Source organism: Bacillus sp. MUM 116 (assembly GCF_001866655.1).
Classification (GTDB): Bacteria; Bacillota; Bacilli; order Bacillales; family Cytobacillaceae; genus Neobacillus.
In genome coordinates, this window is record NZ_MLYR01000046.1 from 66737 (window position 1) to 92587 (window position 25851).

At 40.4% G+C, this 25851-nt stretch carries 23 protein-coding genes; 1 reads left to right on the forward strand and 22 read right to left on the reverse strand.

From position 1 onward, the window contains the following. Window position 1 precedes the first annotated feature (1 nt). The 9 genes from fmt to BIV60_RS12860 all read right to left on the reverse strand — a co-directional run bounded on the left by fmt (window position 2) and on the right by BIV60_RS12860 (window position 10371). Complete coding sequence (fmt, locus tag BIV60_RS12820; RefSeq protein WP_071356131.1) at window positions 2-946, reverse strand: methionyl-tRNA formyltransferase; 945 nt, start codon at window positions 944-946, stop codon at window positions 2-4. Then, window positions 947-1429 (reverse strand): peptide deformylase, encoded by a 483-nt coding sequence (gene def, locus BIV60_RS12825; RefSeq protein ID WP_071356132.1) that lies wholly within the window; start codon window positions 1427-1429, stop codon window positions 947-949. 315 nt (window positions 1430-1744) lie between these two features. Continuing rightward, window positions 1745-4156: a primosomal protein N' gene (gene priA / locus BIV60_RS12830; protein ID WP_071356133.1), complete on the reverse strand. Its 2412-nt coding sequence runs from the start codon at window positions 4154-4156 to the stop codon at window positions 1745-1747. Continuing rightward, window positions 4143-5363 (reverse strand): bifunctional phosphopantothenoylcysteine decarboxylase/phosphopantothenate--cysteine ligase CoaBC, encoded by a 1221-nt coding sequence (gene coaBC, locus BIV60_RS12835; RefSeq protein WP_071356134.1) that lies wholly within the window; start codon window positions 5361-5363, stop codon window positions 4143-4145. The genes priA and coaBC overlap by 14 nt, the downstream gene beginning before the upstream one ends. Window positions 5364-5554: 191 nt before the next feature. Further along, on the reverse strand, window positions 5555-5773 hold the full coding sequence (gene rpoZ, locus BIV60_RS12840; protein WP_071356135.1) for a DNA-directed RNA polymerase subunit omega: 219 nt from the start codon (window positions 5771-5773) through the stop codon (window positions 5555-5557). A gap of 1 nt (window position 5774) precedes the next feature. Continuing rightward, window positions 5775-6389: a guanylate kinase gene (gene gmk, locus BIV60_RS12845; RefSeq protein WP_071356136.1), complete on the reverse strand. Its 615-nt coding sequence runs from the start codon at window positions 6387-6389 to the stop codon at window positions 5775-5777. 12 nt (window positions 6390-6401) lie between these two features. Further along, complete coding sequence (gene remA / locus BIV60_RS12850) at window positions 6402-6665, reverse strand: extracellular matrix/biofilm regulator RemA (protein WP_026574829.1); 264 nt, start codon at window positions 6663-6665, stop codon at window positions 6402-6404. A 60-nt stretch (window positions 6666-6725) separates the two neighbouring features. Further along, window positions 6726-7601 carry a YicC/YloC family endoribonuclease gene (locus BIV60_RS12855; RefSeq protein WP_071356137.1) on the reverse strand — a complete coding sequence of 292 codons (876 nt, stop codon included), beginning with the start codon at window positions 7599-7601 and terminating at the stop codon, window positions 6726-6728. 91 nt (window positions 7602-7692) lie between these two features. Continuing rightward, the gene (locus BIV60_RS12860) at window positions 7693-10371 is read right to left on the reverse strand and encodes a calcium-translocating P-type ATPase, PMCA-type (protein ID WP_071356138.1); all 2679 of its coding nucleotides are present in this window, start codon (window positions 10369-10371) and stop codon (window positions 7693-7695) included. A 153-nt stretch (window positions 10372-10524) separates the two neighbouring features. Between BIV60_RS12860 and BIV60_RS12865 the strand changes: the two genes are divergently transcribed. Continuing rightward, on the forward strand, window positions 10525-12237 hold the full coding sequence (locus BIV60_RS12865) for an Rqc2 family fibronectin-binding protein (protein WP_071356139.1): 1713 nt from the start codon (window positions 10525-10527) through the stop codon (window positions 12235-12237). 32 nt (window positions 12238-12269) lie between these two features. On the opposite strand, the gene pyrE is transcribed toward BIV60_RS12865, so the two are convergent. From pyrE to BIV60_RS12930, 13 genes are all read right to left on the reverse strand, one after another. After that, the gene (gene pyrE / locus BIV60_RS12870; RefSeq protein WP_071356140.1) at window positions 12270-12902 is read right to left on the reverse strand and encodes an orotate phosphoribosyltransferase; all 633 of its coding nucleotides are present in this window, start codon (window positions 12900-12902) and stop codon (window positions 12270-12272) included. Next, the gene (gene pyrF / locus BIV60_RS12875) at window positions 12899-13615 is read right to left on the reverse strand and encodes an orotidine-5'-phosphate decarboxylase (protein WP_071356141.1); all 717 of its coding nucleotides are present in this window, start codon (window positions 13613-13615) and stop codon (window positions 12899-12901) included. The genes pyrE and pyrF overlap by 4 nt, the downstream gene beginning before the upstream one ends. Further along, on the reverse strand, window positions 13587-14528 hold the full coding sequence (locus BIV60_RS12880; RefSeq protein ID WP_071356142.1) for a dihydroorotate dehydrogenase: 942 nt from the start codon (window positions 14526-14528) through the stop codon (window positions 13587-13589). The genes pyrF and BIV60_RS12880 overlap by 29 nt, the downstream gene beginning before the upstream one ends. Then, window positions 14525-15286 (reverse strand): dihydroorotate dehydrogenase electron transfer subunit, encoded by a 762-nt coding sequence (locus BIV60_RS12885; protein WP_071356143.1) that lies wholly within the window; start codon window positions 15284-15286, stop codon window positions 14525-14527. The genes BIV60_RS12880 and BIV60_RS12885 overlap by 4 nt, the downstream gene beginning before the upstream one ends. Then, entirely contained in the window at window positions 15283-18492 is a 3210-nt protein-coding gene (gene carB, locus BIV60_RS12890; RefSeq protein WP_071356144.1) for a carbamoyl-phosphate synthase large subunit, read from the reverse strand. Before carB ends, BIV60_RS12885 begins: the two co-directional genes overlap by 4 nt. After that, window positions 18485-19576 (reverse strand): carbamoyl phosphate synthase small subunit, encoded by a 1092-nt coding sequence (locus BIV60_RS12895; RefSeq protein WP_071356145.1) that lies wholly within the window; start codon window positions 19574-19576, stop codon window positions 18485-18487. The genes carB and BIV60_RS12895 overlap by 8 nt, the downstream gene beginning before the upstream one ends. Further along, the gene (locus BIV60_RS12900; RefSeq protein WP_071356146.1) at window positions 19573-20859 is read right to left on the reverse strand and encodes a dihydroorotase; all 1287 of its coding nucleotides are present in this window, start codon (window positions 20857-20859) and stop codon (window positions 19573-19575) included. Before BIV60_RS12900 ends, BIV60_RS12895 begins: the two co-directional genes overlap by 4 nt. After that, on the reverse strand, window positions 20819-21763 hold the full coding sequence (locus BIV60_RS12905; protein WP_071356147.1) for an aspartate carbamoyltransferase catalytic subunit: 945 nt from the start codon (window positions 21761-21763) through the stop codon (window positions 20819-20821). Before BIV60_RS12905 ends, BIV60_RS12900 begins: the two co-directional genes overlap by 41 nt. A gap of 118 nt (window positions 21764-21881) precedes the next feature. Beyond that, a complete protein-coding gene (locus BIV60_RS12910; RefSeq protein ID WP_071356148.1) occupies window positions 21882-23195 on the reverse strand; it encodes a solute carrier family 23 protein in 1314 nt (437 codons plus the stop codon). Window positions 23196-23369: 174 nt separating this feature from the next. Next, a complete protein-coding gene (gene pyrR / locus BIV60_RS12915) occupies window positions 23370-23915 on the reverse strand; it encodes a bifunctional pyr operon transcriptional regulator/uracil phosphoribosyltransferase PyrR (RefSeq protein WP_071356149.1) in 546 nt (181 codons plus the stop codon). 153 nt (window positions 23916-24068) lie between these two features. Further along, on the reverse strand, window positions 24069-24980 hold the full coding sequence (locus BIV60_RS12920; RefSeq protein WP_071356150.1) for an RluA family pseudouridine synthase: 912 nt from the start codon (window positions 24978-24980) through the stop codon (window positions 24069-24071). Next, window positions 24952-25443, reverse strand: a complete 492-nt coding sequence (lspA, locus tag BIV60_RS12925; RefSeq protein ID WP_071356151.1) for a signal peptidase II — start codon at window positions 25441-25443, stop codon at window positions 24952-24954. The genes BIV60_RS12920 and lspA overlap by 29 nt, the downstream gene beginning before the upstream one ends. A gap of 75 nt (window positions 25444-25518) precedes the next feature. Continuing rightward, window positions 25519-25812, reverse strand: coding sequence for a hypothetical protein (locus tag BIV60_RS12930; protein ID WP_071356152.1), 294 nt, complete (start codon window positions 25810-25812; stop codon window positions 25519-25521). Window positions 25813-25851 lie beyond the last annotated feature (39 nt).

Here is a 25851-nt window from a genome sequence, read left to right on the forward strand (position 1 = left end):
ATTACTCCCCAAGTCTTTCGCCTGCTGAAATTTTCGAACCTGCTCCTCGTAAAAAATCTTTAGCCGTCATTTTGGTTTTCCCGGATGGCTGAAGTTCGGTTATTTTAATCGCAGTTTCGTCTCCCGTGCTAACCACCAGACTATCTTCTTGAATTTCAACAATCGTCCCTGGTGCCTCACTTTTCGGAGCTTTTACCTTTTCAGACTGCCAAATTTTCAAAACCCGACCATTTATTAACGTAAAAGCTACCGGCCAAGGATTTAAACCGCGAATATGATTATAGATATCCTTCCCAGATTTGCTCCAATTAATTTTTTCTTGTTCCCGTTTTATATTTGAGGCAAAAGTCGCAGCAGCATCATCTTGCGGAATCGCGGTAAGAGTGCCTGCCAATAGCTTCGGTATTGTGTCAGATAACAAATCTGCACCTGCTTTACTTAATTTATCGTGCATAGTTCCTACATTGTCTTCCCCCGTTATTGGGACTTCAACTTGTGTTAAGATATCCCCGGCATCAAGCTTTTCCGCCATATACATAATTGTAATTCCTGTTTTCTTTTTGCCTTGGATAATCGCATAGTGGATGGGAGCTCCCCCACGCAGTTCAGGAAGCAGGGAGGCATGAACATTTATACATCCATAAGAAGGTGCATCAAGAAGTTCCTTTGGTAAAATTTGTCCAAATGCCGCTGTTACAATTAAATCCGGTTCCAATGCAAGAATTTTCTCAAGTTCTGTTTTTTCACGTATTTTTTCAGGCTGATAGACCGGGATTCCATGCTTTATGGCTTCTACTTTTACCGGCGGAGGGGTTAACACTTTTTTTCTTCCTACCGGACGGTCCGGCTGGGTCACCACTCCGATGACATCATAGCCGTCTTCGATGATTCGGCGCAATACTGGTACGGAAAAATCTGGCGTACCCATAAAAACAATTTTGGTCATTTATTGTTCTTCTCCTTTTAACTCGTCTTCCTCAAGGTATCTAGTTACTTTTGAAGTGAATAAGACTCCATCAAGATGATCCATTTCATGTTGAATTGCCCTTGCAAGGAATCCTTCCGCTTCAAAAGTATATTTTTTCCCTTTTCGATTTAATGCTTCTATCTTTACATAATTGGCTCTTGAGACTTCCCCAAAAAGTCCGGGAAAACTTAAACAGCCTTCTGGCCCAGTTTGTTCCCCCGAGGATTCTAAAAGCCTTGGATTAATCATTTCAATGGTACCATGATTATCATCAATATCGACAATGGCAATTCGCTCGTCAAGTCCAATTTGCGGAGCGGCCAGCCCGACTCCATCATATTGAATCATCGTATCATACATATCATCAAGCAATTTTCCAAGCTTCCGGTCAAACTTTGTAACAGCTTTACACGGCTGCTCAAGAATTTCCGCAGGGTAATTTACTATTTTACGTATCGTCAAAGTTGTTCCTCCAAATAAGAAAAGCGCAAGTGCCTTGGTCAGCCCCGACAAGGCTTTAGTTCCTTCGGTGAAGTCGTTTTATAGACTTCATCGGCATGCCTACATCACTGATTTTTCATCCTTGCTGGCATCTGACCAGGTGAACAGACTTCCTCGAATATGCTTTGCCGCAGGAGCAGATATGCAACCTTGAGGGGCAGGACGCTTGTGCTAGACAATTTTCTAAATCGAAAAATAAAAAATAAGAATATTATTACTACTTATTTTCACCAAAAGTTTCTTTTCGTAATCTAAAAGACTATATAATCAAGTGAACTACATTAAAATAAATGGATTTAGATCAATCGAGACATGTAATCCATGGGCCGTATCTTTTTGATATTGATCAAGAATCGTTTTAAGTGTTCTGGAAAGGTCTGGTTCCCGCTTGTATTTTATCAAACATTGATAACGATATCTATTATTAATACGGGGAATAGGCGAGGCTGTTGGTCCTAAAACAACTGTTTCATTCGAAACCTGCGAGCGGATATAACCCGCAATCTTTTCGGTTACCGAAACGACTGTCATCAACTGCTCGTGACTGACTGTAATCAGGGTTAAGAAATAAAATGGCGGATAATGATGGACTTTCCGGACCATCATTTCCCTTTGGTAGAAAAGGTCATAATCTTGGGTTCCTGCGAGTTCAACACTATAGTGCTCAGGTGTATAGGTTTGAATAATCACTTCTCCCGGCAATTGATGCCTTCCTGCCCGCCCGCTGACCTGTGTTAATAATTGAAAAGTTTTTTCAGAAGAACGAAAGTCTGGCAAATGCAGCATTGTATCTGCTGAAAGGACGCCAACAAGCGTAATGTTCGGGAAATCGAGCCCCTTAGCAATCATTTGTGTACCTAAAAGAATATCTGCCTTACCGTCCTGAAAGTCTTGTAAAAGTCTTTCATGTGCCCCTTTTCGACCGGTCGTATCTACGTCCATGCGGATTATCCGTGCTTCGGGAAGGATTTTGCCCAGTTCCGCCTCCACTTTTTGTGTACCTGTTCCAAAATAACGAATATGATCACTTAAACATTCCGGACATTGCTTCGGTACATAGCTTTCATACCCACAATAGTGGCATTTCATTTGTTCACTCGCCCGATGATAGGTTAATGAAATATCACAATTCGGACAATTAATTACATAACCGCAATCACGGCACATAACAAAAGAAGAATGACCACGTTTATTTAAAAATAAAACAGACTGCTGTTTTTTTTCCAATCGATCCTTCAGCTTTTCGAATAAGCTTCGCGAAAACATCGACCGATTTCCTTCCCGCAATTCCTCACGCATATCAATGATTTCCACTGATGGGAGGGCTTGATTGTTCATCCTGTTAGGCAATGACAAAAGCTCATAGACCTTTTTCTGTGCACGCGCAAATGATTCGAGAGAAGGAGTCGCACTGCCGAGCACAACAGGGCAGCCATAAGTTTTCGCACGTTTTATTGCCACTTCACGTGCATGATAGCGCGGCATATCTTCCTGTTTATAGCTTGTTTCATGTTCCTCATCGATAATGATTATTCCAAGGTTTTCAAATGGTGCAAAGATGGCTGACCTGGCTCCGACCACCACACTCACTTCCCGGCGCTGAATTTTCCGCCATTCATCATATTTTTCACCGGCTGACAAACCGCTGTGCATGACCGCAACTAAATCTCCAAACCTTCCTTTAAATCGATTAACCATTTGCGGAGTGAGAGCTATTTCCGGAACAAGGACAATCGCTTCTTTCCCCTTTTCAAGGCAATCTTGAATAGATTGCAAATAGATTTCGGTTTTACCGCTCCCTGTAACACCATAAAGTAAGAAAACTTTATGCTGGTTTTCGTCATTTGCCTTTAAAATCGGTTCAATTGCCGCTTGCTGCTGCACGGTTAAGGCCAAGCTTTTCGTCCGTTCAAATGTTCGATGCTCGTATGGGTCACGATAAACTTCTTCATCCCATTCAACAAGAAGATTCTTTTCAATTAACGCATTAATTGTACTTTTCGTCGTGTGCAAATGATCCAATAATTGTTTTAATTCAACTTCACGATTGTTTTCAATAAAATATTTCAGGACTTCTTTTTGTTTAGCGGCCCTTTGCGGGATTCGTTCCATTTCAACCATTAATTCAGGAAGAGAAATCGATGGCCTTACTTTTTTAATTTGTTTTTTTTTAAGTTTTTCCTTTACCTCATAGATGACTTCAAGATGTCCTTTAGCCGCTTCCCTCTGGAGCGTAGGAACAATCCCGGATTTAAGAGCCTCGTCCCAATAGATCGTTCCGTCCTGATGAAAAAAGGATGGGAGCGGCTCCGGCAAATCATGCCTTTCAACACCGACGGCAAGTTTAACCTTTTTCTGATATTTTGCCTTTAAAGCTGCGGGCAGCATCGCTTGATAGGCAAAAATTTTAAAACAAAGGGTATTTTCCGTCAGCCAGTTTCCAAGATCCAATAATTCTTTATTTAAGACAGGTTCAAGATCCATTGGCTCACATATTTCTCGTAACTGTTTAAACTCTGAATGGTTCTTCAGTTCGGTCACAAACCCTTGTATTTTTCTCGGACCAAATGGTACGATTACCCTCATTCCCGGCTGAATCGTATCCTCCCATTGATGAGGGATTAAATAGTCAAAGGGTTTATCGGTTTGCTTAGTTGGAACATCCACAATAACACTAGCAATTTTCATTTTCCGCCATGTCCTTTAGAAGAGAAGAAATTTCTTCAATAATTTTTTCGGCAACATCATGCTTTGTCATCATTGGCAATTCTTTAACCGTTCCATCTCGTTTAAACATCGTCACAATATTCGTTTCCGTTCCAAATCCCGCACCCTCTGCTTTAACATTATTGGCAACAATTAAATCGGCATTTTTGGCATGTAATTTTTTGCGGGCATATTCCTCGACATTATTGGTTTCAGCAGCAAAACCAATCAGCACTTGCTTAATTTTCCTTTTTCCTAACTCAGCTAAAATATCCTTGGTCCTTTCAAGCTCAATTACCGCATTCCCCGGTTGTTTTTTAACCTTTTCATCATGAACGATTTTTGGACGATAATCGGCAACAGCGGCTGTTTTAATGACAACATCAGCATCTTCAAAAAACTTGAGAGCCGCTTTATACATTTCTTCAGCACTTTCAACCCTTATTACATTTATTCCAGCAGGATTTGGCAGAGATACGGGTCCGGAAATCAAAATAACATTTGCACCATTTTTCCTTGCTTGTTCTGCAAGAGCGAAACCCATTTTTCCTGTTGAGTGATTTGAAATAAACCGTACCGGGTCAATCTTCTCCCTAGTCGGTCCTGCAGTAATGACGACAGTTTTTCCTTTTAACAAGGGTGATTCTTTTTGGAAAAACGTAAGTACCAACTCTACAATTTTTTCAGGTTCTTCCAAACGCCCTTTCCCAACATAGCCGCAGGCAAGATAGCCTTCACCCGGTTCAATAAACTGATAACCAAATTCTGCTAAAGTGGCTAGGTTCTTTTTCACCGCCGGATGGTCATACATATGTACATTCATGGCCGGTGCTATCCATACAGGTGCCGTAGTCGCCAAAAGGAGCGTTGTCAGCATATTATCGGCAAGGCCGTTTGCCAGTTTGGCAATGGTATTAGCTGTTGCCGGGGCAACGATTATGAGGTCTGCCCAATCTGCAAGATTGATATGGGCAATTACATTTGGATCTTTTTCATCAAATGTATCGATATATACTTCATTTCGTGATAATGCTTGAAAGGTTAATGGGGTTACAAATTTTGCAGCAGATTCACTCAAAATCACTTTTACCTGTGCGCCTGCCTGTACTAGTTTGCTTGTTAAGGCAGCGGCTTTATATACAGCTATTCCTCCAGTAACACCTAATACGATTTTTTTATCTTGTAACATAAAGAACCCCCGCTTCTATTCCACACTAATTCATTACTTTTATTATGCTAGAAAAAAACCAAGATTTCATCTTTTTCCTCTGTAATTCTACAAAATTCGTTCATTAGAGTAAAAATAAAAAGGTCTGACACATAAGGAGCTCCTTTGCCGTCAGACCTTCTTTTTTGTTTTCCGGTAGAAATAAGGTTTACTTATTCCGCTGATGTTTCTGGTTTTTTGGAAATACGGTAGGTAAGTTCACCGCTGTAAATTTCTTCAAGTGCTTTTCCTACATATTTATAGGAAACATATTTAGGCATTCTTTCATCTCTTACTTGCGACATAACACGGGCGCGTTTTGCTGCCACGGAAACAAGCGAATATTTTGAGTCAATCTTTTCAAGTAATGAATCAATAGAAGGATATAACATTCTATTCAACCTCCAACAATTTTTTATAGCGATGCTCAACTCGTACCCTGCGGCAATGCTCTGCCATGATAATCGCTTTTATCCGTTCACAAGCGAGCTCAACCTGATCATTTTCCACGACATAATCATATAATTCCATCATTTCAATTTCTTCCCGTGCAGACAGCATACGATTATGAATTAAGTCTTCTGTTTCCGTTCCTCGTGTTACAATCCGATTCTTCAGTTCAGAAAGACTTGGCGGCATCAGGAAAATAAATAATCCTTCTGGAAATTTTTCACGAACCTGGCGGGCACCTTTCACCTCGATTTCTAAAAATACATCTTTTCCGTTATCGAGGGTTTCACGCACATAATCTACCGGTGTGCCGTAATAGTTACCGACAAACTCAGCATATTCTAATAACTTCCCTTGTTCAATTAATTTCTCAAACTCTTCTCGTGTCTTAAAGAAATAATCGACTCCATCCACCTCGCCTCCACGCGGCTGACGTGTTGTCATCGATATGGAGTATTCAAAGGCTGTATCAGGATGTGAAAATATTTCCTTTCGAACCGTTCCTTTTCCAACTCCTGATGGTCCCGAAAGTACGATGAGTAATCCTTTTTCTTGCATATTTCTTACATCCTACCCTTCATCTATAATTTCATCCCGGTCGGCTAATCGATGTGCCACCGTTTCTGGCTGGACCGCTGATAAAATAACATGGTCGCTATCCATAACAATTACAGCACGTGTACGTCGTCCATATGTAGCATCAATCAGGGAACCCCGGTCCCGTGCATCTTGAATAATTCTTTTTATTGGAGCAGATTCCGGGCTAACGATTGAAATAATTCGATTGGCCGAAACAATATTCCCATATCCAATATTAATCAATTTAATTGACATGTCTCTCATCCAATCATCAATAATATATTTTGACCGTGGAAAACTTTTTCTAAACAGGAACTATTCGATATTTTGAACCTGTTCCTTTAGTTTTTCAAGCAAACTTTTGATTTCCACTACCTTTTTGGCAATGCTGGCATCATTGGCTTTGGATCCGATTGTATTTGCCTCCCTGTTCATTTCCTGTACAAGAAAGTCAAGCTTTCTTCCAATCGGCTCCTTTTCATTCAGCGTTTGACCGAATTGCCCGATATGGCTATTTAGACGTGTAATCTCCTCATTAATATCTGCTTTATCAGCAAATACGGCAACTTCCGTCAGAATTCTTGTTTCGTCTATTTGACCCTTTAGCAGTTCCTGCATTCTTTTCATTAAGCGGTCTTGATAGCTCTGAAGAACAAGCGGCGCGTACTCCTGAAGCTCGTTAATCTTTTTTTCTAATTGAGTTAACGAAGAGAGTAAATCCTTTTTTAGTTCCTCGCCTTCGGCCAGCCTCATCTGTTTTAATAATTGAACCGCATCCCCCGTTGCAGCAAGAACTAAATTTTCAAGCTCTTCATTCCCTGTTTCACTTTCTTCGATATGTATAAGTTCACTATTATTTAGTAAATCCTGAAGGGTTACTTTTCCTTCAATCTCATACTTTTCACGGGCACTATTGATAAATTGGTAATATTCCTCAATTAATTTCCAATCAACATGAATCTTGCGGGTAACAGCACTTTCTCCTTCAATGCTCACATAAACCTCAACTCTGCCCCGGCGGATTTGCTGATTTATTGTTTTCTTCAGTTTATCTTCAATTTTCAAGAGCTGCCTCGGCATCCGAATATTGAATTCACAAAATCGGTGGTTAACTGTTTTCACCTCAACAATTACCGAAAATGACTCCGATTCCTTTTTACTTCTTCCAAACCCTGTCATGCTAATAACCATTCTGCTTACACATCCAATCTACATTAGATGATCGGTTTCGATAAAAAAGGTAATAGAGTTTCCTCTACTACCTTTTGGATTATATCATACTTTATTTTGTTTTTCTTAACAAAAATGAACCGGCCAGTAAAAAAGTTGGAATCGAAGATAAACCCAAGATTAATAGCCAATCCTTGGCTAAAATCGGCAGTGTATGGAACACAGGCTGTAATGGCGGATAATAAATGACCACCAGTACAAGTAATAAAGAAGAAATTACTGCCCAAACGAGATATTGATTTCCAAACGGATTCCTCGAAAGGACCGATTTTTCACTGCGGCAATCGAAAACATGAATCAACTGCGCCATAACGAGTGTTGCAAACGCAATTGTCTGTGCATATTCAAGACGACTTGAGTCGTTATGATAGACAATCATAAAGGCAAGCAATGTGACTAGTCCAATTAGAAATCCTCTTGAAACCACTTTCCAGCCCAAACCTCTTGAAAAAACACCTTCATTTGGACTGCGGGGTTTCCGTTTCATTACATTCTCCTCAGGTTGGTCAAGCCCCAGTGCCATCGCAGGCAAGCCGTCTGTTACAAGGTTTACCCAAAGAATTTGAATAGGTACTAATGGTAACGGAAGACCCAGAATCATGGCAAATAACATCACCAAGATTTCTCCTACATTGGAAGCAAGTAAATAGCGGACGAATTTCCGGATATTTTCATAAATATTTCTTCCTTCTTTAATAGCTGCCTTTATGGTCGCAAAGTTATCGTCCAACAATACAAGCGCCGATGCTTCCTTTGCAACATCGGTACCGGTAATACCCATTGCAACGCCAATATCTGCCGCTTTGATTGCTGGTGCATCATTAACACCATCACCTGTCATCGCGACAACATGTCCTTTATTTTGTAATGCCTTTACAATCTTTAATTTATGTTCCGGTGAAACCCTGGCAAAAACTGAAACATCTTCAACCACATTTTCAAGGTCCTCTACTGACATCTGGGCTAATGCCTTCCCATCCAGAACCTTGCTTTTATTCGTTAGAATTCCAAGCTGCGTGGCAATCGCTTTTGCCGTAATCACATGGTCACCGGTAATCATAACCGTTTTTATACCTGCGTCTTTACATTCTTTTACCGCATCTTTCACTTCGGGCCTTGGCGGGTCAATCATTCCTTGGACACCGATAAAGGTTAATTTCTTCTCCGCTTCATGTTCACTTAAGATAACGGTATTGGCGGGAACCGGTTTAAAGGCAATAGCAATCGTTCTTAATGCCTTTGCGGCCAGCCCGTTAATCGCATCCTGAACTTTATTCTGTATTTCCTGTCCCAAATATTGTGTTTTTTCGTTCCAAAGGATGGATTCACAATTTCCTAAAATGACATCTGGAGCACCCTTCGTTACAATAAAATGTCTTCCTTGCTTATCCTTGACATGCATACTCATCATTTTTCTTGCTGAATCAAATGGAAATTCATTGATAATCGTAAATTCCTTTAAGAGGGCAGGCCGATCAAATCCTGCTTTCATAGCACTGACAAGGAGGGCCCCTTCTGTTGGATCACCATCAAGAATGATTTCCTCTTCATTCATGACTAATTCAGAATGATTACAAAGCATTCCAAAAATCAGCATTTGCTGCAATGCTTTCTCATCCTTGGGATGCACTGTTTTTTCATTCCGATAAAACATCCCTTGCGGTTGATATCCGACTCCGTCCACCGTCCATGTATGTCCGCCGCTCCAAAGATGAGTAACCGTCATTTTATTTTGCGTCATCGTTCCCGTTTTATCGGAACAAATAACGGAGGCACATCCAAGTGTTTCGACTGCTTGTATTTTTCTAACAATTGCATTTTTCCTAATCATCTTTTGAACACCAAGCGATAATGCGACCGTTACAATAGCCGGAAGACCTTCAGGAATTGCTGCAACCGCCAGTGAAACTCCCGCTAAAAACATTTCATATAATTCGTGACCTTGAATAACCCCAATTACCACAACAAGCAAAGTTAAAAATAAGGCTACCGTGATTAAAATTTTCCCTAACTGCTCCAAACGGCGTTGCAGAGGTGTTTCCTGTGATTCAGCATTTTGCAGTAAATCAGCAATTTGCCCCATTGCTGTTTTCATTCCGGTACCAATAACAACCCCTGTTCCACTGCCTCTTGAAACCATCGTGCCCATAAAACCTATATTTTCCATATCACCAATTCCCGGATTAGCTGTTTGTAAGGCCTCAATCGATTTAGACACAGGAACAGATTCACCAGTGAGGGCTGATTCCTCTATTTCCAGGCTTTTCGATTCAATGATACGGACATCTGCGCCAATCCGATCTCCGCTTGTAAATTTAAGGATATCGCCAATTATAATTTCTTTTGAAGGAATTTTAATCCACTGACCATCCCTTAGTGCTGAAACTTGCGGTGCTGATAATTCCTTCAATGCTTGCAATGATTTTTCTGCTTTTCGTTCTTGAAAGAATCCTAAAAACCCATTAATAATGACAATTGCGATAATGGCAATTGCATCAATATATTCGCCAAGCAGACCGGAAATTAAAGTCGCCGCCAGCAGCACAAGGACCATAAAATCTTTAAATTGACTAAAAAATAAGAGTAAAGCCGATTGCTTTTCTCCCTCGTCCAATTCATTATAACCGTGCTGGGCAATACGCCTTTTTACTTCCTCCGTTGATAAACCAGAAGAAAAGTCGGTTTCTAAGACCTTTTCTACTTGTTTAATCTCCATTTCATGGAACTTCATCCGACCATCTCACTTCCCCCTCTAATAGACATACTTAATAGAATACATATTCAGACTCGTCCCAAAAAATGCTATTATATAGTTTAAAATAAGACAGGTTTTAATTGAGTACGATATAATTGATGTATAGAAGATTGTAAAGGATGTTTTTCCATGTCATTTGATGGTTTATTTACAAAAGCAATGGTCGATGAACTTTCCCGTTCCTTAAAAGGGGGAAGGATTAATAAAGTTCATCAGCCTTATAAAAATGAAGTAATATTAACAATCCGTGCGAATGGCGTAAACCAAAAGCTGCTTTTATCCGCACATCCAAGCTATGCGAGAGTTCAACTGACAAACGAAGGTTATGAAAATCCAAGTGAACCTCCTATGTTTTGCATGCTTCTCAGGAAGCATATTGAAGGATATATTTTAGAAGATGTATACCAAGTAGATAATGATCGGATGATTGTTTTTGCAATTAAAGGCCGGAACGAAATCGGGGATATTAGTTACAAGCAATTAATCATTGAGATTATGGGAAGGCACAGCAATATTGTATTAGTTGATAAAAGCCGGAATCTCATCCTTGATAGTATTAAACACGTTTCCTTCGCGGTTAACAGCTACAGGGCTATTTTACCAGGACAGCCGTATGTCTTCCCTCCTGAACAAAATAAGCAAAATCCCTTTCAAGCAATGGAAGAGGACGTGTTAAAGAAGCTGGATTTTAATAGCGGCATGCTGGATCGGCAGCTTGTTGAACAATTTTCCGGAATATCTCCGTTATTTGCAAAAGAAGCCGTTCTTCAAAGCGGACTTGCTAATCGCACAACACTGCCAAAAACGTTTATAAGTATGATTAACCAGATTAAAAATGGCAATATTACTCCGACGATTATATCATCAGCCGGAAAAGATTCGTTTTATTTATTTCCGCTTCAACATTTAAAGGGAGAATTCAAAGAATTTCCAACCCTTAGCGAAATGCTGGATCGTTTTTATTTTGGCAAGGCAGAGCGCGACAGAGTGAAGCAGCAAGGGAATGATATTGAACGTTTTATTATCAATGAAAAGGAGAAGAATGAGAAAAAAATTACCAAGTTAAAAGTCACCTTACGTGATGCCGAACGAGCGGATCGATTTCAGCGTTTCGGGGAACTGTTAACAGCAAACCTATATGCTGCTAAAAAAGGGATGAAGGAAATAGAGGTTCTTGATTATTATGATGAATCGGGTGGAACCGTTGTGATTCCGCTTGACCCACGAAAGTCACCTTCAGAAAACGCACAAAAATATTTTTCAAAATATCAGAAGGCCAAAAATGCGGTATCAATTGTCGAAGAACAAATAGAATTGGCACTTGAAGAAGTAGCATATTTTGATACTTTAATGCAACAGATCGTAAGTGCATCACCTAAAGATATTGTTGAGATTAGAGAAGAGCTTGTTGAAGGAGGCTATATCCGCGACCGCCAGAAACGTAATGGAAAAAAGGGGCAAAATGCAAAGCCTGTGCTCGACCATTATATAGCAACAGATGGAACTGAGATAATTGTTGGAAAAAATAATAAGCAGAATGATTATTTAACCAATAAATTGGCTGCAAGGGATGAAGTTTGGCTCCATACGAAAGATATCCCGGGGTCACATGTTGTGGTTCGCACTAAGGAACCTTCCGATGATACGATTTTAGAGGCAGCAGTACTTGCCGCATACTATAGTAAGGCGCGTAATTCAAGCTCGGTCCCAGTGGACTTTACAAGAGTTCGATTTGTTAAAAAACCGAGCGGGGCTAAGCCTGGATTTGTAATTTATGATAATCAGCAGACGGTTTATGTAACTCCGGACGAAGAATTGGTATTAAAATTGAAAAAACATTAAAAAGACCCCGGGATTCCGGGGTCTTAACATTTTTATTCAAACCGCTTACTCCATTCAGCTGGGTTCTTGCTCCAAGTTAAAAGGCTGTCTTTATCGTTTTCACTAATATAGCCTTTTTCGATTGCTGTTTCGACTAATGTTGCAAAGTCCGTTAAAGAGGCTGCAGCAATTCCTTCCTGCTCGAATGCTTCTTTCCCCTTTCCAAGTCCATAAGTAAAAATCGATACAGCTCCAAGCACGTTACAACCTGCTTCTCTTAATGCCTGAACAGCTGTAATTACACTGCCGCCCGTTGAGATTAAATCTTCAACTACAACAACTTTCTGTCCTTTTTCAGCTTTCCCTTCAATCTGATTCCCTTTTCCATGGCCTTTTGGCTTCGAACGAACATAACACATCGGTAAATTCATTAGTTCACTCACCCAAGCTGCATGCGGAATGCCGGCAGTTGCTGTTCCGGCGATAACCTCTGCATCAGGGAATTTCTCAACAATCAGTTTACTTAACCCGTCTGCAATCGCTCTGCGCACTTCAGGGTAAGATAGAGTTAAACGGTTATCACAATAAATCGGGGAGCGAAGACCTGAAGTCCAAGTAAATGGATCATTCGGTTTTAACGCAACCGCATTAATTTCTAAAAGTTTTTCTGCAATCAAATGTTTCATATTGTTACTCCCTTCCATGCTTCCATCCATTGTTCATAACTTTTTAATGGGTCAGCCGACCTTGTAATCGAACGCCCCACGACAATGGAAGTGACACCGGTATTTCTAGCAAATTCCGGAGTTGCCACGCGCTTTTGATCTCCGATATGATCGGAAACCATGCGAATCCCCGGGGTTACTGTATAAAAATCCGAACCGAGTTTTTCCCTAATGGCTCCTGCTTCCCAAGCTGAGCAAACGACCCCATCTAAACCTGCATCCTTTGTCAACGCTGCATAGTGAAGAACGGAATCCATCAATGAACCAGGAATCAGCTGTTCGCGATTCATTTGTTCCTCAGAAGTACTGGTCAATTGTGTCACCGCAATACAAGCAGGGCGCTTACGGCCAGCAGAGGTTCCAGCCTCTAAGCCTTCCAATGCTGCCTGCATCATTTCCTTTCCTCCGGCAGCATGGACATTTACAAGATCGCAATCAAGGTGAGCTAAACCTCTCATGGCACTTTTAACGGTATTGGGGATATCGTGAAGTTTTAAATCTAAGAATATCTGATGCCCAGCTTCCTTTAACATATTAATGATTGAAGGGCCTTCCTGGTAATACAGTTCCATGCCTACTTTTACAAAAAGCTCTTTACCACTAAAAGGCTGTAAAAACTGTTTTACTTCATTTCCATTCGCAAAATCAAGAGCGATGATAAGCGAGTTGTTCATGCTGCTTCCAGCTCCTTCCTTGACACTCACTAATGTGATCAAATCCCAATTTATCTAACAACACAGGCAATTCTTCAATAATCGTTGGGCAAACAAATGGATCCACGAAGTTGGCTGTACCAACAGCCACAGCACTTGCTCCGGCATAATAAAATTCAATCACATCTTCTGCAGTAGCAATCCCGCCCATGCCGATGATTGGAATGTTAACTGCCTGACTGACCTCATAGATCATTCTGATCGCAACCGGTTTTACTGCTGGGCCTGAGAGACCACCTATACGATTGGCTAGAATCGGTTTTCCTGTTTTTAAATCGAGTCTCATTCCCACGAGTGTGTTGATCATCGTTAAACCATCTGCACCGCCATCTTCCACTGCTTTAGCCATTTCCACAATATTGGTTACATTGGGAGAAAGCTTAACATAAACCGGTACCTCGGAAACTTCCTTGACTTTACGGGTTAATTGCTTTGCTACTTCGGGAATCGTTCCAAAAGCAATTCCACCTGTTTTTACATTTGGACAAGAAATATTAAGTTCAAGGGCATGAACGTTCGGAGCCTTTGAAATTTCCTTCGCAACCGCTACATAATCTTCCTCAAGGGAGCCCGCGACATTTGCGATAATCGGAACATCAAATTGCGAGAGCCATGGCAGTTCTTCCGAAACTACTTTTTCTAGACCAGGATTTTGCAGCCCGATTGCATTCAACATTCCAGCAGAGGTTTCTGCTACACGAGGTGTCGAATTCCCAAACCTTGGCTCCGCTGTTGTTGCTTTAATCATGATCGCTCCAAGAACACTTAAATCATAAAACTTGCTATACTCCTTGCCAAACCCAAAACAGCCTGATGCAGGAATAATCGGATTTTTTAAGTTTAAACCTGGCAGTTTAACATCTAAGCGACTCATATTAAAACCTCCCCGGCACGGAAAACAGGTCCATCAATGCATACTTTTTTATAGGAAGTAGTTGAATCGTCCGTTTTACACACACATGCAAAGCATGCCCCTACACCACAGCCCATCCGTTCCTCTAACGATAAAAATAATTTCTTCTCAGAATAGCCTTGTTCAATGGCTCTTAACATTGGTGTCGGCCCGCAAGTATAAATAATATCAAATGATAATTCCTTCATTACATCAGTAACAAATCCTTTATGCCCATAGGATCCATCTGCAGTAGCAATATAGGTTTCGCCATTTTCCGCGAACTTTTCTTCATAAAATACTGCCGATTTTGTTTGAAATCCAAGGATATGAATGACCTTGACCCCTTTAGCACGTAATTGATTGGACAGCTCGTAGAGAGGAGGCACTCCAATGCCTCCACCAACAAGCAGTGCTGTTTCGCCTACAGCTGCTTCTTCAACCGGAAACCCATTTCCAAGCGGTCCCAAAATATCAAGTTCCAAACCTGCTTTCATTTCTGCAAGCAACCCAGTGCCCTGACCTTCCTTCCGATAAATCATCGTAAATTTTTCATCATCGTAGGATGAAATACTAATTGGTCGTCGCAATAATGGATCCCATCCGCCTGTAACGCGAATATGGACAAATTGTCCGGGAGCAGTTATATCCTTAACAAACTCGGCTGCCACGGTAAGCTCATAAATATCTTGAGCTATTTCTTCTTGGCTAATGATTTTGCACATCTCTTTGCGGATCATGTCAAAACCGCCTCTCTTTTTTTCTCGACTGTCATCGCTTCAGTAGAGAAGTTCATTGACTCAATTACCTTAAGAATTGCATCAGCAGTATCTAATGATGTTAAACATGGAACGCCATTTTCAACGGCTTCACGGCGAATTCTAAATCCATCACGTTCCGGCTGCTTTCCTTTTGTTAATGTATTAATAATGAATTGTACTTCGCCATGATGAATAACATCTAACAAAGTTTTTCCTTCTGAACCAATTTTACCAACTACTTTAACCGGTAGACCGGCAGATTCTAATAGGCTAGCGGTTCCGCTAGTTGCCATGAGACGATAGCCAATGGCCGAAAACCGTTTCGCAAGCTGCAACGCTTCATGCTTATCTTTATCTGCAATCGTAAATAATACCGTTCCAAACTTTTGGATGTTCATTCCAGATGCCACTAACCCTTTATAAAGAGCTTTTTCTAAAGTTACATCTTTACCCATTACTTCACCTGTTGATTTCATTTCAGGCCCTAAAGTAATATCGACATCTTTCAATTTCGCAAATGAGAAGACTGGAACCTTTACAAATACGCCTTCCTTTTCTGAAACAAGTCCTGGCATATAGCCTTGCTCGATAATGGATGCACCTAAAATCGCTTTCGTAGCAATTTTCGCCATCGGGATATTTGTAATTTTACTTAAAAACGGTACCGTACGGCTCGAACGCGGGTTAACCTCTAGTACATAAACTTGATCGCCGGCTAAAACATATTGAATATTTAGTAAGCCGATTATATTTAATCCTTTTGCCAATTTCACCGTATATTCAGCAAGAGTCTGTTTTACCTCTTCGGAAAGTGTTTGCGGCGGATAGACTGCAATCGAGTCACCAGAGTGAACCCCGGCGCGTTCGATATGCTCCATAATTCCCGGTATCAATACCGTTTCACCGTCACAAATTGCATCGACTTCAATCTCTTTCCCGGTTAAGTAACGGTCAATCAACACAGGGTGTTCAGGATTAATCTTCACAGCATTTTTCATATAATGAAGCAGTTCTTCTTTACGGTAAACAATTTCCATTGCCCGGCCGCCAAGGACATAGGAAGGGCGGACAAGAACTGGATAACCAATTTCTTCAGCAATTATTAGTGCTTCTTCCACCGATAAGGCTGTTTTACCAAGAGGCTGCGGAATGTTTAGCTCTTCAAGGGCTTGTTCAAATTTATCGCGATTTTCCGCACGGTCCAAATCCTTAAGGCTTGTTCCTAAGATTTTAACTCCATTTTCTTCAAGCTTTGATGCAAGGTTGATTGCGGTTTGTCCGCCAAATTGAACGACAACTCCAATTGGATTTTCCAAATCAATGATGCTCATTACATCCTCAATGGTAAGCGGCTCAAAGTAGAGCTTATCGGAAATACTGAAATCAGTCGAAACAGTTTCCGGATTATTGTTAATAATGATAGCTTCATAGCCGGCTTCTTTTAGCGCCTTCACAGAATGAACCGTTGCATAGTCAAATTCGATTCCTTGACCGATGCGGATTGGTCCGGAACCCAAAACCACTACACTTTCTTTTCCTGTGACAACAGACTCATTTTCTTCTTCATACGTTCCATAATAATATGGAGTTTCCGATTCGAACTCTGATGCACATGTATCTACCATCTTATAAACCGGGACAATCCCAGTCTCCTTGCGCAGATTGTAGATATCTTGTTCCTTACTATTCCATAGTTCTGCAATCTTTTTATCCGTAAATCCTTTTTGTTTTGCCTCAATTAGAATTTCCTTTTCGAAAGGTTTCGCAGTAAGCTTTGTTTCAAGCTCGATAATTCCTTCAAATTTCTTTAGGAAAAACAAATCAATTTTACTCCATTGATGAATAGTTTCAATAGATAGACCGCGTTTTAAGCCCTCTGCAATGTAAAAGAGACGCTCATCCCCTGCTTTACGGATCCGCTTTTCAATTAATTCATCGTTGATATCCGCCGCACCATTCAATTCGAAGTGGTACACACCAGCTTCTAAAGAACGGATTGCTTTTAACAGCGATTCTTCAAATGTACGCCCGATTGCCATAACTTCGCCTGTTGCCTTCATTTGCGTTCCAAGCGAACGGTTTCCTGACTCAAATTTGTCAAATGGCCATCTTGGAATTTTCGTTACAACATAATCAAGTGCCGGTTCGAAGCTTGCATAGGTTTTTCCTGTAACCGGGTTCAGCATTTCATCCAGCGTTAAACCAACAGCAATTTTCGCTGCCAGCTTGGCAATTGGATAACCTGTCGCTTTGGATGCAAGAGCAGATGAACGACTTACCCTTGGATTTACTTCGATGATGTAGTAGTTAAAGCTATATGGGTCTAGAGCAAGCTGAACGTTACAGCCTCCTTCAATCCCAAGAGCACGGATAATTTTTAAAGATACATTTCTTAACAGCTGGTATTCGCGGTCACTTAAGGTTTGGCTAGGTGCCACGACAATGGAGTCGCCCGTATGTACTCCTACCGGGTCGATGTTTTCCATGTTACAAACAACGATGGCATTATCATTCGAATCACGCATGACTTCATATTCAATTTCTTTGTAACCGGCGATGCTTTTTTCGAGCAGACATTGATGAACCGGGCTGTTTTTCAAGCCGCTGGTAATGATTTCTTCTAACTCTTCAGGACTATGACAGATCCCGCCGCCTGTTCCTCCAAGAGTAAAAGCTGGACGGACAATTACAGGGAAGCCAATTTTTTCAACAAATGCCTTTGCTTCCTCTAATTCATGAACAATTTCACTATCAGGTACCGGCTCGTTTAATTCATTCATTAAGCTCCTGAATAATTCACGGTCTTCAGCCTGGTTAATTGCCGATAACTTTGTTCCGAGAATTTCTACTCCACATTCTTCCAAAACTCCTGATTTTGATAACTCAACGGCAAGATTAAGGCCTGTTTGCCCTCCGAGTGTTGCTAAAAGTGCATCGGGACGTTCCTTGCGAATAATGCGGCTGACAAATTCCACTGTCAGCGGTTCGATATAGACAGCATCAGCCATCTCTGTATCCGTCATAATCGTCGCTGGGTTTGAATTTACAAGAATAACACGGTAGCCTTCCTCTTTAAGGGCAATACAAGCCTGGGCACCTGCATAATCAAATTCTGCGGCCTGACCAATTACAATCGGGCCTGAACCGATAACTAAAATGGAGTTAATATCTGTACGTTTAGACATTCGTTGTTACCTCCTGTTTATTAGCTTCCAGCATCGTAAGAAATTGTTCAAACAATTCATTTGCATCTTCCGGTCCTGGTGATGCTTCCGGATGATATTGAACGGTAAATGCCGGATAGTCAAGGTGCTTCAATCCTTCGACTGTCCCATCATTTAAGGCAATATGAGTGATAGCTAACCTTGTATTTTTTATTGATTCCTCTTCAACTGTGTAGCCATGGTTTTGAGATGTTATCGCAATTTTTCCAGTTGCAAGATCTTTTACCGGGTGGTTAGATCCACGGTGACCAAACTTCATTTTCTTAGTGTCTGCCCCGCAGGCAAGAGCAAATAATTGATGACCGAGGCAGATTCCGAATATCGGGATCTTCCCCAAAACTTCTTTAATCATATGAATTGCTTCTGGAACATCTTTTGGATCCCCAGGGCCATTCGAAAGCATGATTCCATCGGGGCGCAATTGAAGAATTTCTTCTGCAGTTGTACGATATGGAACGACAACGACATCACAGCCACGCTCATTTAATTCTCGTAATATTCCATGTTTCATTCCAAAATCAACAAGGACGATCCTTTTTCCGCGTCCTGGACTCGGATAGGAATTTTTCGTAGATACCTGCCTTACCTGATCAATCGGGAGGCTTGTTTGTCTTAAGCTGCTAAGGACTACATTAACATCTTTATCAATACTGCAAATGGCTCCCTTTAATGTTCCATATTTACGAATTATCCTTGTCAATTTACGTGTATCAATCCCGGAAATACCAGGAATTTTCTTCATTTTAAAGTACTCATCTAAGGTAAATTCACTTCTCCAGTTGGATGGAAACTCGACTGCTTCCTTTACAATAAATCCTTTTACTGCAGGATTTATGGATTCAAAATCATCACGGTTAATCCCATAATTTCCGATCAAAGGATAAGTAAGTGTGACAATTTGTCCGCAGTAGGATGGATCCGAAAGAATCTCCTGGTAGCCTGTCATTCCAGTGTTAAAGACGACTTCTCCAACTGTATCAAGATGGCTTCCAAACCCTTCACCGATAAAAACTGATCCATCTTCTAAAATTAGCTGAGCCTTCATTTAGATACACTCCCTTTTTCCCATACTATTTTTCCTTCTGCGATTGTCATTTCCGGCCAGCCCTTACATTTCCAGCCGCCAAATGGAGTATTTTTACCTTTTGATAAAAATTCATCCGGGTTAATTACTTGTTCATCCGATAAATTCAAGAGTACAAGATCTGCTGGTACACCAATCTCAATTTTTCCATATGGAAGTCCAAAAGCTTCAGCCGGCTTTCTCGTTAAAAATTCTATTAATTGCTCCAACGTGATAATATTTTTCATTACAAGATGTGTATAAAGCAGTGGGAAGGCCGTTTCTAACCCTACAATTCCAAACGGTGCCAATTCCATCCCTTCACTTTTTTCTTCAGCAGTATGTGGAGCATGGTCGGTTGCGATAAAATCAATTGTTCCATCCAAAAGTCCTTCAATTAAAGCGTTCCGGTCAGCAGTATCACGAAGCGGCGGATTCATTTTATAATTTGCATCAAGTCCTGGAATGTCATCTTGTGAAAGTATTAAATGATGTGGAGTTACTTCTGCTGTGACATTAATACCAGCTTGTTTCGCATCTCTAACCACCCTGACAGACTCCTTTGTGCTTATATGGCAAACATGATAATGGCAGCCTGCTGCTTCGGCAAGTAACACATCTCTGGCAATTTGGACAGATTCGCAAACAGATGGAATTCCGTTTAATCCATTATTTTTTGCAAATGTTCCTTCATGGACACAGCCTTTATTAATCAAGGTATTTTCTTCGCAATGGGCAACTATAGCCATGTCAAGCTCTGCTGCTTTCCGCATGGCTTGGAGCATCTTTTCAGCGGACTGTACCCCTACCCCATCATCAGTAAAAGCAAATGCCCCAGCTTCTTTAAGTTCATTAAAATTTGTCATTTCCTGTCCGAGCTGACGAATCGTGATAGAACCATATGGCAATACACGGACTTTGGCAGTTTCCTGTATTCGATTTTGCAGCCACTCCATTTGATCTTTACAATCCGGAACTGGTCTTGTATTAGGCATTGCTGCAACAGTGGTAAAACCACCTTTGGCCGCTGCTTCTGTACCGGTTTCAATGGTTTCCTTCTTCTCTCCACCAGGTTCACGAAGATGAATATGTAAATCGATAAAACCTGGTGAAACAAGTAGCCCAGATGCATCTATCTTTCGATCAACATCAACATTAATGTTCTTTTCTATTTTCGTAATAATTCCATTTTCTATTAAGATATCTGATAATTTATTTTCACCATCAAATGCTATATAATTGACGTTCTGAATAAGTAGTTTCATTTGTAAATCCTCCTTTAATGCTTTCAATTGATCTTTTTAATACAGCCATTCTAACAAATACACCATTTTCCATTTGTTTAAAGATTCTTGACCGCTTGCATTCGACCAAGCTATCAGCTATCTCCACATTACGGTTTACAGGGGCTGGATGCATAATAATACTGTTTGCTTTCATTCGCTTTTCCCTCTCTAGGGTAAGTCCAAATTTATTGTGATACTCAGATGCTGTAAAGCTTCCCTTCTTTTGATGACGTTCATGCTGAACACGAAGAAGCATAACAACATCGGCATCTTCTATTGCTTGATCTATCGGTTTAAATCTTGATGAACTTAAACTATAATTATCGAACCATTCTTCCGGACCTGAGAAAACGACATCTGCTCCCAGTCTTGTCAATGTATCCGCATTGGAACGTGCCACCCTGCTATGTCTTATGTCTCCAATAATGGAGATTTTTAGCCCAGTAAATCCCCCGAATTCCTGATAGATGGTTAAAAGGTCAAGAAGCGACTGTGTCGGATGATGACCGCATCCATCTCCTCCATTAATAATCGGGATATTAACCTTTCCGACTAGATCGTCAAAGTACCGATCCTGTTGATGACGAATGACAATTGTATTAACTCCAATGGATTCAAGAGTTTTAACCGTATCATACAATGTTTCCCCTTTTTGAACGCTCGACGTCTGGACTTCAAAAGGAATGACATTCAAACCTAACCGTCTTTCGGCTACTTCAAAACTGCATTTCGTTCTTGTACTATTTTCAAAAAATAAGTTCGCAGAAAACATTTGCCTTTCCGGACGCCATATCATTCCTTCCGCAAATCCCTGTGCATCCTCTAATATTTTATAAATTTCCTCTACCTTCAATTCATTTGTGGTTAATAAGTGCTGTAACAATTAAATCCCCACCCTTCTAGATATGAAAAAAAACACCCTGACCAAATGATTAGGGTGTAAAAACTTTGTACTACACCCTTATAAGCCTCTCAGGACTTCATTTAAAAGGTTAACAATATTATGCTGATTTCCGTTCTTTCACTAATTCATCTTCTTCAAACATATTTTCATTCACTGGAGGTCTTCCAGGAAGAATAAGGTTAAGTAATACGCCGAAAATAGCTGCTAAGGCCATCCCTTGAATCTGGAATGAGTCAGATACTTTAAGGAATGCTCCGCCAATGCCAAGAACAAGGATGACAGATGAAATGACTAAGTTTCTTTTGTCACCAAAATCAATTTTACTATCAACTAACATCCTTAATCCTGAAGAAGCAATAATTCCGAATAAAAGGATGGATACGCCGCCCATAACCGGTGTTGGAATGGTGCTGATTAATGCTGAGATTTTACCAACAAAGCCAAATATGATGGCGAAAACCGCTGCTCCGGCAATCACATAAACGCTGTAGATACGAGTAATTGCAAGGACTCCAATATTTTCTCCATAAGTTGTTTTAGGTGGCCCACCAATAAGTGAAGAAATGAGTGTAGCTGTTCCATCACCAAGGATCGAGCGGTGTAATCCTGGATCTTTAATGTAGTCATGCCCGACTACTTTGCTTAGGACCAGCTGGTGGCCAATGTGTTCAGATAAGGTAACAACAGCAACAGGAACCATTAAGAGTACTAAATCCAAAGTGAATTTTACTTTATAACTTATGAACGGAAACATAAAATCTGGAAGTTCAAACCAATGTGCTTTTAAAACAGGACTGAAATCAACAATTCCTACGATTAAAGCGTAAATATAACCAACGATGATCCCCCCTAAAATTGGGATGATACTTAACATACCTCTTAAGTAAATCGAGAAAACAATCGTTGCTGCAAGCGTCACAAGTGCAACAGAGAAATGAAGCAGACTATATTTATGTGTAACTGGATTATTCATCGCCATGCCAACTGCTGTTCCGGAAATTGCTAAACCAATGACAATGATGACTGGACCAACAACGACTGGTGGCAGCAATTTCATGATCCAACGATAACCTGCCTTACTAATAACAAGTGCAACAATTCCATATATGAGCCCGGCCATGAACGTACCGACCATTGCTGCTCCTGGTCCTCCGGCCGTTTTAGCGGCAATAATTGGCGCGATAAAGGCAAATGATGATCCAAGATAGGCAGGAACTTTAAATTGTGTAATTAAGAGAAAGGCTAAGGTTCCAAGACCACTTGAGATCAATGCAATCGCTGGACTTAATCCAACTAGATACGGCACAAGAATGGTGGAACCGAACATTGCGAATAAATGCTGTAGACTTAAAGTTAACCATTGTCCCGGTTTCGGAACATCTTTTACGCCTAAAATTGGTGAGTTTGCCATTTTTTCTCCTCCAGTTTTGCAAAGGTGTTTAACATTAGTTTGGTTCTATTTTTCATTAAAAAACCTCTTTGTCCATGATGGCACAAAGAGGTTAGAAAATTACCGAATTTTGAATAATAACCCGGTTTTTTCCTCTTTGTCAGCCTCACGGGACTGCATTTAAAAAGGATATCTTTATTTGTCGTAAATACTAACTTGATCAACTTTGTCAATTTCCGCTAACTCAACCACGATTTTTTCCATACTTGATGTAGGAATATTTTTCCCTACGTAATCTGCTCTAATCGGAAGTTCCCGATGGCCACGGTCAACTAATACTGCTAGCTGGATAACGGATGGACGTCCCATATCCATTAAAGCATCTAAACCTGATCTTACCGTGCGCCCCGTATATAATACATCATCTACAAGAATAACTTTTTTATCGGTAATTTCTGCTGGAATATTAGAACCTTTTACAAGTGGTTCTTGATTTTCCGTTCTCTTCGTTAAATCATCTCGATATAAGGTAATATCCAATTCTCCTACTGGGATAGGTTTACCTTCAATCTCTTCAATTTTTTTTGCCAGGCGTTCTGCCAAATAAATTCCTCTTGTTCGAATCCCTACAAGGACACATTCTTCAATGCCCTTATTTTTTTCAATAATTTGATGAGCAATTCGGGTTAACGCTCTCGAAATCGCCTGCTCATCAAGAACAAGTGCCTTTTGATTATTCATAAAAAAACCTCCCGCTGCTCAGCGAGAGGTTAACAATTCTGAAATTAGGCATAATCTTCCCAATCTCATAAACCGTTACCTTCTCAGCCTCACAGGACTGATTTAAAGGTCATATTCAACTATTGTTATCTTACAATACTTTTCATCCAAGTGTCAACGATTATTTCGTAAATATTCATGCAGCCGCTCAAAATCATCCGGCAATGGTGCTTCAAATTCCAGATATTCCTGAGTTCTTGGGTGAACAAATCCAAGTACCCCCGCATGCAATGCCTGCCCGTCAATATCAAGTGTTTTCTTCGGACCATACTTTGGATCTCCTGCAAGCGGATAGCCGATGTATTTCAAATGAACACGAATTTGATGTGTTCTCCCTGTTTCCAATTGACATTCTACAAAAGAATAATCTTTAAAGCGCTCAAGCACATGAAAATGCGTTACCGCATGTTTTCCGTCATCAACCACAGTCATACTTTGCCGGTCTTTCGGATCCCGTCCAAGCGGAGCGTCAATTGTACCAAAATCATGCGGGATAACCCCATGAACAATTGCTTTATATTTGCGGGTTACAGTCTTTTGGACTAATTGATTGACTAAGCTTTCATGCGCCATATCGTTTTTCGCTACCATCAATAGTCCCGAGGTATCTTTATCAATTCGGTGTACGATTCCAGGACGCAGGACTCCATTGATTCCCGATAAATCCTTGCAATGTGCCATAAGTCCATTCACAAGGGTGCCTGTTAAATGACCCGGAGCCGGATGAACGACCATACCTCTTGGTTTATTTACGACCAATACATCTTTATCCTCATAATAAATATCCAAATCCATTTCCTCTGGGATGACATCGAGGGATTCCGGATCTGGAATGGTAATTTCAATAACATCATTTACTGCACATTTATAATTCGTTTTTACCACTTGTCCATTAACAAGAACGTTTCCGTCCTTTATCCATTGCTGGACTTGTGTTCTAGACCACTCTGAATCAAGGGTTGAAATTACTTTATCAATGCGGTCACCCTTTTGTTCCTCAAGAATGGTGTGTTCCATTTTCTCCATAAGATTTCTCCTTTGATTCTCTCTCATCACGCAGCATCGAAATCATTAATAAAATTACACCAATTACTAATGCCGAATCTGCAATATTAAATACTGGAAAATTATAACCAAAAATAAACGTATGAATAAAATCGACCACTTCCTTACGAATTACGCGGTCAATAAAATTCCCGATTGCCCCTCCAAGCATAAAGGAAAGGGAAATCCCCAGCAGCCATTTCCCTTTGGCAGCTTTTTGCAGGTAGTAAATTAAAGCAAAAATGACAACTAATGTGATAACGTAAAATAGCCACATTTGTCCTTGTAAAATTCCCCATGCAGCTCCTCGATTTCTGTGGGAGGTAATATAAAGAAAATTTTCAATGATGGTGATACTTTCACCAAACTGCATTTTACTTACAATTAGCCACTTCGTAATTTGATCCAATACAATAACAAAAATCGCAATTAAGTAATAAAACACTAAGAAATACCTCCACATTTAACATACTTCCTTAGCATTTTAGCATAATAAATGGCGAAACGACAATGTGATGGGTTAAAAAGAGGAATTTATCGGTTTTTTATAATACTTAACTAAGGATTCTGAATCCTTAGTTGTCTTTAACGTGGGGATCATTCTTAATAAATCATCCGGCAATAATTCACCGGAAATTTCACATTGGCCATACTGGCCTTTTTCCATTTTTTCCATAGCGAGATTAATGTCTGCAAGCTCTTCCTCCAAAATCGAAGTAATCCACTCCTGCTTGCTCTTTCCTTTTAATGAATATTCAATTTCTTCTTTTGTTTGACGGAGTTCCAAAAACAGCTTTTCCTGCATGGCATTCATAGTTGTTACCTCCGTTTAAATTAGTGTTACCTTATTATC